Here is a 5,841-nt window from a genome sequence, read left to right as displayed (position 1 = left end):
ATTTGCTTATGTTGATACGGATTATATTTTAAAAAATATTCCATCCTATCAGGCAGCACAGGCTCAACTTGATAAAATATCAGTCGATTGGCAAAAAGAGATTGAAGCAATTTATGCTCAGGTTGACAAATTGTATAAAGACTTTCAGGCAGAGAAAGTTTTATTAACAGAAGAAATGAGATCTAAAAGAGAAAATGATATAGTGGTTAAAGAAAAAGAAGCAAAAGATCTTCAAAAGAAATATTTTGGAAAAGAAGGCGAACTATACAAAAAACGTCAGGAGTTAGTAAAACCAATTCAGGATGAAGTTTTTAATTCAGTTAAAGACATTGCTACAGAAGGTAATTATGCAATAATTTTTGATACCGCTGGTAGTTTAAATATGCTTTATACAGATTCAAAACTGGATAAAAGTGACGATGTACTTAAAAAGTTGGGTTATAAGAATTAATTTATAAATTTGCAAAAATCTAAATTTAAAAACAAACATGAAAAACATTGGATTCGCAATATTAATTGCATTGTTATTAATGAATTTTTCGGGATTTTCTCAGGCAAAAATGAAATTCGGACATTTAAATTCAAATGATTTATTTGCTTTAATGCCAGAAAGAGAAGCTGCACAAAAAACATTACAAGAATATTCAAAACAATTAGAAGATCAACTTGTTGCAATGCAGGATGAACTTGAGAAAAAATATAACGATTATCAGGCAAATCAAGCTACTATGGGTGATGTTATTAAAAAAACCAAAGAAGAAGAATTAACAACAATGCAACAAAGAATTCAAACATTCCAAACTAATGCTCAAACCGAATTACAAAAAAAGGAATCTGAATTACTTCAACCAATAATTGAAAAAGCTAAAAAAGCAATAGAAGAAGTTTCAAAAGATAACGGATACACATACGTTTTCGACACAGGAACTGGTTCACTTCTATACTGGCCAAAAGATTCTGACGATGTTTTACCTTTAGTTAAAACAAAATTGGGAATAAAATAATAAGATGTCAGGACGTGACATTATTATCAAATAAAAAAAGCTGCCTTAATTAAGGCAGCTTTTTTTATTTGTTATAGTTTATGGAAATCAAAAATGTCCCATTTTTTTACGTTTTGTATCTAAATACTTTTCATTAAAAGGATTTGAAGGAATATGCAGAGGAACATTTTCAACAATTTTTAAACCATACCCTTCTAAACCAGCTCTTTTAACAGGATTATTTGTTATTAAACGAATTTTACAAACTCCTAAGTCACGTAAAATCTGAGCACCAACACCATAATCTCTCTCGTCGGCTCTAAATCCAAGCTCAATATTTGCTTCAACTGTATCTCTCCCATTTTCCTGCAATTTATAAGCTTCAATTTTATTAAATAAACCAATACCCCTTCCCTCCTGATTTAAATATACAACTACTCCCTTACCTTCTTTCTCTATCATTTTCATTGCCTCATCTAATTGTGAACCACAATCGCACCTTAATGAGCCAAAAATATCACCTGTAACACATGACGAGTGAACTCTAACTAAAACAGGTTCATCTTTTTTAAATTCACCTTTTATTAGTGCAATATGTTCTAAACCATTTGAAATTTGTATGAAAGGCACAAGTTCAAAATCGCCGTTTTTTGTTGGCAACTTTACTGTAGCACCTTTTTTAATTAAACTCTCTCGTTGAAGGCGATATTTTATAAGATCTTCAATAGAAATAATTTTAAAACCAAACTTCTTACTTATTTCATATAATTCAGGAAGTCGGGCCATTGATCCATCATCATTCATAATCTCAACCAAAGCACCACCAGGTTTTAATCCAGCTAAAACAGTTAAATCAACAACAGCTTCAGTATGTCCGGCTCTGCGTAAAACTCCCCTTTCTTTAGATTTTAGAGGAAAAATATGTCCTGGTCTACCCAAATCTTCAGCTTTTGTTTCAGTATTCACTAGTGCGTTAATGGTTTTTGCTCTGTCACTTGCTGAAATCCCGGTTGTGCAACCATTGCCAATAAGATCAACAGAAACTGTAAATGCTGTTTCATGAAATGAAGTATTTCTTCCTACCATCATTTGAAGTTCAAGCTCATCACAACGGCTCTCAGGTATAGCACAACAAATCAAACCTCTTCCATATTTAGCCATATAATTAACTATAGTAGGAGTAACAAGTTCTGCTGCAACAACAAAATCACCCTCGTTTTCTCTATCCTCATCATCCACAACAATAATCATTTTTCCGGCACGAATATCTTCTATTGCTTCTTCTATGGTATTTAACCTTATTTCTTCTGTTTCTGACATCCTTATTTTTTTTTCAAAATTAATTTAAATGATTTACAAAACACCTAACATTTGTTAGTGAATTCTTTTTGACCAAAAACCTATTAATGACTTTGTTATGTTATGTATATCAAAATTTTGTTTTACATATTTAATTGCGTTTATTCCAACAGAATCAAAAAATTGTCTATCTGTTAATGCACGTTCGATTTGCTTTTGAAATTGATCGGCAGTATCAGCAATAAGGATATCAACATTATGAGTTGTATCAATTCCCTCATTACCAATAGATGTTGTTACAATTGTTTTGCCCAAAGCCATTCCTTCCACTATCTTTATTCTCATTCCACTCCCTGAAAGCAATGGAACAATCATTATAGCATGATTATTAATAAACTTATAAGCATCATCAATTTCGCCATGAAATACAATGCTTGGATCATCTAAAGATTTTACTATCCAGTCTGGTGCATTTCTTCCTGCAACTTCAAGTTTCAAATCAGGAAATTTATTATGCAAATTACTCCAAACCTTTCTAACAAACCACATCAATCCTTCCTGATTTGGGGCCCAGTCAAGTGCTCCTATATAAAATATTGAAGGATAGTTTATATTTTTTCTTTCAGGAATTAAATGTGAAGTGTCTATGCCTATTGGCGAAACGAGATATGGTTTTTTATTCCCAATTGTATTAAACAAACGAGCATCGCGTTCAGTGAATGTTACCAATACATCATATTTATTCATAACATCTATTTCCATTCTCATTATTCGCTTAGAAAGAATTCTTAAATAATTCTTTTTAATTGAAGATGGCTCATTTGCTAAAACACGATTCCATATTTCATGTTCTACATTATGTGCTTTGAATGAAATTAATGCATTTGAAAACTTTCTAATAATAGGTATATAAGGACATAAATATAACCCCTCTAACTGTATTATATCAAATTTTTCGTTTGACAGTAGTTCCTGTAATTTATCCTTATATGATTTGAGAATAAATCTTTGTGCATTATATGGTTTTTTTGAAAACAGCAAATTACTTAAAGCACCAGTACCTGTAATAGGTGTATCAACATCAACAGTTATAAATCTTATTGCATCTGTTATCTTTTGAGGAATATCTTCAATAACACAATAATGCTTTGTAGTATTCATTAATAAAAGAGTAACATCATGTCCTTGCTTAGCAAACTCTTCTGTATAGTTCCAAACTCCTATTGATCCGCCATCCTTTGGAGGGTATGGCACTTTATTGTGTAATTGAAGTATTCTCATTTTTTTAAATCCGTTGAATTGCTGATAGGTTTACAAATAATAAAACCAATCAACTCCTTACTTTTCTTTTCAATATTCTGTCAAATAATTTTTTAATTGGTTCAAGATATAAATCAATATTAAATATAACAGAATCAGAAGCTGCTTTATAAGTTAAAAATAATCCTAATGGAAATAGAACTGCTGATGACAGCCATACTCCAGCCCAGGCAGGTAGAATTAATTCTTTTGCAAATTTTTCACCAACCAATGATATTATATAATAAAGTATAAATAACAATACCGAAACAACAACAGGCATACCTAATCCACCTTTTCTAATTATTGCCCCTAATGGTGCACCTATAAAGAATAAAATCAAACATGCAAATGCTAAAGTAAATTTTAAATGAAATTCGACTTTATGTTTAACAATAAAATTTTCACGAGCTTCAAGCTCATCAACAGACATTTTTAAATAGCCGGACTGACTCCTTGCTATTGTTAATGCACTCTCAAGCATCTGGCTTTTTTCGTAATTTGAATGTAATTTATATAAAGAATCGGGATGAATAAAAGTATCTATTGTAGCACGTTTACTAGCCAATGTATCTAAGGCAATTTTCTTTAAAAAGGCAACGGTTACAACTGCTGCTTTATAAGACGAATCTCTTTGGTTATAAGATTTCTGCAATGAATCTTCAACATGCTGAAGTTGTTTTATATTAAGCATTTTATAATTATCGGTAAACTGACTTTCATCTGTTCTGTTAAACCCAAAACCCTTTAATTCTATTGTTATATCTTCTTCAGAAAATTTATCTTTCTGATGAGGATGTGTTAGTCTCCAATTCGACTGATTATCTTCTCTTAATTCCTCATACTTCTCACCATTATATAAGGTAAGTAACAAATATCTTTTATCTTCAGTCATTAAAATTTTACCCGAATCGGCAACAATAACCGTGGTATTACCCTGTCGGTTTGTCTGATCATAAATCATTACACCATATAAGATATTTGTTTTTTTATCTTTACTTTGAACTCTAATACTGTAATCATCAATGCCATTATAAAAGATACCGGGTTTAATATTTATTTCGGGTCTAATATTTCTTACATCATATAACAATGAGTAAAACTTTAAATTAGCAACAGGCAATACATAATTCGAAAATAATAAAGCACCAATACTGATAAATGAAATAAAAATAATTAACGGATACATTATTCTCAGTAATGAAATTCCAGATGACTTTAATGCAACTAATTCGTAATGTTCTCCAATACTACCAAAAGTCATAATAGAAGATAATAAAATAGCAAGAGGAAGAGCCATTGGAATAAAATTTACAGAGGCATACATTAGTAATTGAGTCATTACTGAAGTTTCAATGCCTTTTCCAACAAACTCATCAATATATTTCCAAAGAAACTGCATTAGAAGCAAAAATACAGAAATGAAAAACGTCATGAGAAATGGTCCCATGTATGTTTTTATCATGTAAATATGAAGCCGCTTCATTACTTTATTGTGGTAATTTAAGCAACAAATTTAGCGGTTTATTTCAGAAGTTTAGGTTAATTTTTTATAAACCTAGTGCACGTTTTAATTCACCTACCTGAGACTCCCATAAGTTTATCGTATCGTTCTTGTCGGCAGGATCAGCAAAATCGGTAATAATTAGCGAAGTATCACCTGACATTTCCTGAGTTTCTATTTTAAACTCAAAATAATAATCTTCAGATTCACCTTCATCTTCATCCCATTTAAAGCGAATAAATTTAGCGTCTTTGCTAGCAACTAATTTAGCTTTTTGAACAGAGTTTTGCCATATAAAAGAATAATCACTTCCTCTAGCATTTACATCGTCTGCAAACCATTCCGACAAACCGCTTGGAGTACTTAACCTCGGGTAAAGTATTTTTGCAGATGTATTTACAGAAAATTCCATTTGAATTTTTTCCTTCATCACTACGTCAATTTTTTTGAAAGATAGCTTTTTGTTTGATGATTTCCAAATTTTTTATCAAACTAGTTGGTTAACAAAACTTAAAATGTTTTTTAACTAATTTATATTATCAATTGCTATAAATAAAAAATAATATATCTTTGCATCCTCAATTTGGCGAGGTAGCTCAGCTGGTTAGAGCGCATGATTCATAATCATGAGGTCGACGGTTCAAGCCCGTCTCTCGCTACAAAATGTTTGTAATTAGTTGATATTATAAATATTTACGTATATTTGTAAAGTTGATTTGAGCAACGTTGAGCAAATTTGATTAATGGTTTAAGGTT

At 30.9% G+C, this 5,841-nt stretch carries 6 protein-coding genes and 1 tRNA gene; 3 read left to right on the top strand and 4 right to left on the bottom strand.

The window, feature by feature from the left end; genetic code table 11:
- Positions 1 to 451 (top strand): OmpH family outer membrane protein (locus HY951_16430; protein ID MBI5541647.1); only part of this gene is annotated, 451 nt, incomplete at its 5' end.
- A gap of 37 nt (positions 452 to 488) precedes the next feature.
- Entirely contained in the window at positions 489 to 1,004 is a 516-nt protein-coding gene (locus HY951_16425; protein MBI5541646.1) for an OmpH family outer membrane protein, read from the top strand.
- An 87-nt stretch (positions 1,005 to 1,091) separates the two neighbouring features.
- Here HY951_16425 and HY951_16420 read toward each other — a convergent pair whose 3' ends face one another.
- The 4 genes from HY951_16420 to HY951_16405 form a co-directional block, all read right to left on the bottom strand.
- Complete coding sequence (locus HY951_16420; GenBank protein MBI5541645.1) at positions 1,092 to 2,303, bottom strand: bifunctional 3,4-dihydroxy-2-butanone-4-phosphate synthase/GTP cyclohydrolase II; 1,212 nt, start codon at positions 2,301 to 2,303, stop codon at positions 1,092 to 1,094.
- Positions 2,304 to 2,357: 54 nt separating this feature from the next.
- A complete protein-coding gene (locus HY951_16415) occupies positions 2,358 to 3,563 on the bottom strand; it encodes a glycosyltransferase family 4 protein (GenBank protein ID MBI5541644.1) in 1,206 nt (401 codons plus the stop codon).
- 49 nt (positions 3,564 to 3,612) lie between these two features.
- Positions 3,613 to 5,067, bottom strand: coding sequence for an LptF/LptG family permease (locus tag HY951_16410; protein ID MBI5541643.1), 1,455 nt, complete (start codon positions 5,065 to 5,067; stop codon positions 3,613 to 3,615).
- 64 nt (positions 5,068 to 5,131) lie between these two features.
- Positions 5,132 to 5,515: an SRPBCC domain-containing protein gene (locus HY951_16405; GenBank protein ID MBI5541642.1), complete on the bottom strand. Its 384-nt coding sequence runs from the start codon at positions 5,513 to 5,515 to the stop codon at positions 5,132 to 5,134.
- A 155-nt stretch (positions 5,516 to 5,670) separates the two neighbouring features.
- Here HY951_16405 and HY951_16400 point away from each other — a divergent pair.
- Positions 5,671 to 5,744, top strand: a tRNA-Met gene (locus HY951_16400).
- The last annotated feature ends 97 nt before the right edge of the window (positions 5,745 to 5,841 follow it).

The organism is Bacteroidia bacterium, assembly GCA_016218155.1.
Classification (GTDB): domain Bacteria; phylum Bacteroidota; class Bacteroidia; order Bacteroidales; family GWA2-32-17; genus GWA2-32-17.
This window is presented reverse-complemented; position numbering and strand designations above follow the sequence as displayed.

What these genes read in the sequence shown, in the direction of transcription:
- HY951_16425 (MBI5541646.1), top strand. Translation starts at nt 489, where the DNA reads ATGAAAAACATTGGATTCGCAATATTAATTGCATTGTTATTAATGAAT.
- HY951_16420 (MBI5541645.1), bottom strand. Translation starts at nt 2,303, where the DNA reads ATGTCAGAAACAGAAGAAATAAGGTTAAATACCATAGAAGAAGCAATA.
- HY951_16415 (MBI5541644.1), bottom strand. Translation starts at nt 3,563, where the DNA reads ATGAGAATACTTCAATTACACAATAAAGTGCCATACCCTCCAAAGGAT.
- HY951_16410 (MBI5541643.1), bottom strand. Translation starts at nt 5,067, where the DNA reads ATGAAGCGGCTTCATATTTACATGATAAAAACATACATGGGACCATTT.
- HY951_16405 (MBI5541642.1), bottom strand. Translation starts at nt 5,515, where the DNA reads ATGAAGGAAAAAATTCAAATGGAATTTTCTGTAAATACATCTGCAAAA.